Here is a 2921-nt window from a genome sequence, read left to right on the forward strand (position 1 = left end):
CTGTCGGCGCCTGGCCAAGGACTGGGAATGCCTCAACGCCAGGGCACTCGCTTTCCTAAAGCTCGCCTCCATCCGCCTCATGATCAGAAGACTTTGTAATCCATCATAAAGTTACCGGACTGACTCTGACAGATACGGCGCGTTTGGCGGCTTGGGCTTCGTCACAAGGTTGCCGCGTGGAATGGATTTGACGAAATGACCGACGTTGATCAACGGCCGTCTGCGGTTGTGCCCTTCCATGACGCAAGTGGCCGCTTCGCGAGAGGCAACCCCGGAAGAGTGCCGGGAAGCCGCAATAAGGTGAGCAACGCCGCGTTGACGGAAATTCGCGGCATGAAGGACAGCGCAATTGCCATCCTTCGCCAAAAACTCGCGGCGGGTGATTGGGACGCCGTTATTTTCGTACTTGACCGCGTTTTGCCGAAAGGTCGCCCGATCGACGTGCCCGACGCCAGCGCGGCCACTGTGAGCGAAATGCTTGCGGCGGGAGAACTCACGATCACAGAGGCGAAAGATTTGGCTACCGCGATTGAAAGGTTAGCGGGCATCGCGAGCATAGACGAATTGCGCTCACGCTTGGAGGCTTTGGAGGCGTCCATAAATGACCATCGCCGCGCTTAATGATCTTTTTCGGCGGGTAGCTTCGATCGAACGGCTTGCGAAGCGACGCGGCATCGTTGACCTTTCCGTGCTTACCGAAAGCCAGCTTGCTGCTTTTCAGCGCTGGCTTGGACAATTCACAGGCGGGCTTGCGGGAATGGACGCCGACGCCGCTGCGACGTGTGGTCGAAGGGTGATGCGATGACGCTGGTCTATGACCTCCGTACTGGTACCTATGTCTGCATCCGCAGTGACGCGACGATATTCGGTTTTCAGCGTGTGAGCCGGACGAAACGGATCAACCCCATTGCGATCCGTGTTGATCAAATGGATATAACTTTGTTCGGTAAAACTCGCGTCGAGCCGGCTATTGTTGGACGCGTTCGCATTGACTGATCTTGTCGCGTGGCTTGGTTCGCTTAAGCCGAACCAGTCAGGCAAAGCCCTTTTCAACGCACTTCCCTTATGGTGCCGGGATCGCTTTATTTTGACGAAGGCGTAAAGGCGATGCTTCGCTTGGCTATCGGCTGCGAACGCTACGCGCAAGGCGATGGCGTTTACCTATTGGAGGAGGCGTTTGCCGCGCACCCGGAAGATTGGAACGATTTGCGGGCCGAGTGCGGCATTCCAGCTTTCGAGAGCGCCCACTAGCTGCAATCCGGTGCGCGCTACGCTTTGAGCCGCGCCGGCGTCAATTGCCGAAAAGTCGCACTCATCCGTTGCAATGCGTGAGACACTTTCATACACATTTCGACATGACCAGTCTGTACACCCTAACGGATAACCAACTCCGCCAGTGGGCCGCTGCGAACTCTCGAACCGCCGCGGGCTGTCGAACCGTCTTCGATGACATCGTCGACGCCCTGCGCGGGGCAACCGAAACAACCCCGCGTGCCGAGGCGATACTCGGATCAATGCTCGATGTCGTCGTCCGCATGATAAGGGGTGACGCGCAAAGGGCAATGGACGAAGCGCTTTCGGCGCTCGATCATCTGTCCGGCACCAAGACGCATCTCGTGATGTCCGGTGCGCTCGACATGAGCTTGGGCGACCGCGCCGCTGCCTACGGAAAGTTCCTGGCCGCAAAGAAGCTTCCAGCGCCGTGGTTCTCTGCACTCAGGGGTTGTGAAACTGTCAGGAAATGGGAACGGCGCCCGCCATGGCTGCGGCCGCGTTCCCGCCCGGCCGATTGGCGATCGCCGATCACATGGGTAGTGCCGGGGAAGCATTCCGATTTGACGGTGCTATGTGCCGCCAACAACAGGTATTTCGTGCACTTCGCCGAATCCTTCCTGCTGGGGCTAAATGATTCTACCACTCCGGTCCATTTCCATGTGGTTAACTGGACAGAACAATGCGACGCCGTTTTGAATCGCCTCAATCGGCGGGGTGGAATATCTGTCACCCACGAGACATATCCGCATTCAGGAGACAAGACCTACTTCGCCACAGTGCGGATGCTGCGGGCTTATGATTTCCTCCGAACTCTCGGACCCCTTTATATCAGCGACATCGACAACGTGTTCACCCGCAAGCCGGAAGATGTCCGTCCGATGTGGGGCGGGGCAGACTTTGCCGTTAAGTACACGAAGTGGCGTGGTTTGCTCCCATGGCTCTCGATCAACGCGGGTTATATTTATCTGAACGACACGATTCGCGGTCTGGAAACCGCTTTGTTGATGGCAAATTACATTGACCATCTGTTCAAGCCCAACTCGCAAAAATCCTGGTATTTCGATCAATTGTTGCTTGACGAGGTGGCGATGCATACAGGCGCCAAAATCAAAGAAATAACATTTGCCAATTGTCCAGCCATATCAAGGCAGAAAGAGAAGCCGGTGGCAACAGCCAAGGCAGTAGTGGTTGCCTGAACCGCCGCGTTATTATCAGGCGGTTATTTCTAGCAATTCCGCAAGCTGCGGAGGATGGTGTTTGCGGCGTCGCCGTCTCGCACCTTGAGATAGTGCCGGGCCACCATGCCTTAATGTCGTTCGCGACTCTTAGTGTCCGTCCGGGGACTTTGTGAGCGGGCAGAATCGGTTGTCGGATTTTGAGTTTCTGGTTTTGGATCGGTTGTGATTCCTTGTTCGGCATGATTCGAGAAGGAATGCGCCGATGTGGACCGCCGAGAACCGGGCTCGCTACAACCGTGATCATCTGCGTTATCCGAGCGATCTGACCGATGAGGAATGGGGTAACCGTGCGGTGAGGGCCGCGGTCAGGCTGCTTTCGCCGTGGCGGTGGATCGGCGCCAGTTCCACGGCAGAAGTTCAGCCAGCCGGTTCTGTGGCGTGTCGGCGATACGGGCGAGCACATCGGCG

General features: G+C 56.9%; 4 protein-coding genes and 1 pseudogene. All 5 read left to right on the forward strand.

Annotation, left to right across the window (positions count from 1 at the left end):
- Positions 1–109 (forward strand): annotated as a pseudogene (locus ACH196_RS37865) (IS5/IS1182 family transposase); the annotation flags it as partial.
- Positions 110–195: 86 nt separating this feature from the next.
- On the forward strand, positions 196–621 hold the full coding sequence (locus tag ACH196_RS37870; RefSeq protein WP_396651952.1) for a hypothetical protein: 426 nt from the start codon (positions 196–198) through the stop codon (positions 619–621).
- Positions 602–805 carry a hypothetical protein gene (locus tag ACH196_RS37875; protein WP_396651953.1) on the forward strand — a complete coding sequence of 68 codons (204 nt, stop codon included), beginning with the start codon at positions 602–604 and terminating at the stop codon, positions 803–805. Before ACH196_RS37870 ends, ACH196_RS37875 begins: the two co-directional genes overlap by 20 nt.
- Complete coding sequence (locus tag ACH196_RS37880; RefSeq protein WP_396651954.1) at positions 802–996, forward strand: hypothetical protein; 195 nt, start codon at positions 802–804, stop codon at positions 994–996. Before ACH196_RS37875 ends, ACH196_RS37880 begins: the two co-directional genes overlap by 4 nt.
- A 518-nt stretch (positions 997–1514) precedes the next feature.
- Positions 1515–2471: a hypothetical protein gene (locus tag ACH196_RS37885; RefSeq protein ID WP_396651955.1), complete on the forward strand. Its 957-nt coding sequence runs from the start codon at positions 1515–1517 to the stop codon at positions 2469–2471.
- Positions 2472–2921: the final 450 nt, after the last annotated feature.

Origin of the sequence: Mesorhizobium sp. IMUNJ 23232 (genome assembly GCF_044326205.1) — a bacterium.
In the GTDB taxonomy this organism is placed as follows: domain Bacteria; phylum Pseudomonadota; class Alphaproteobacteria; order Rhizobiales; family Rhizobiaceae; genus Kumtagia.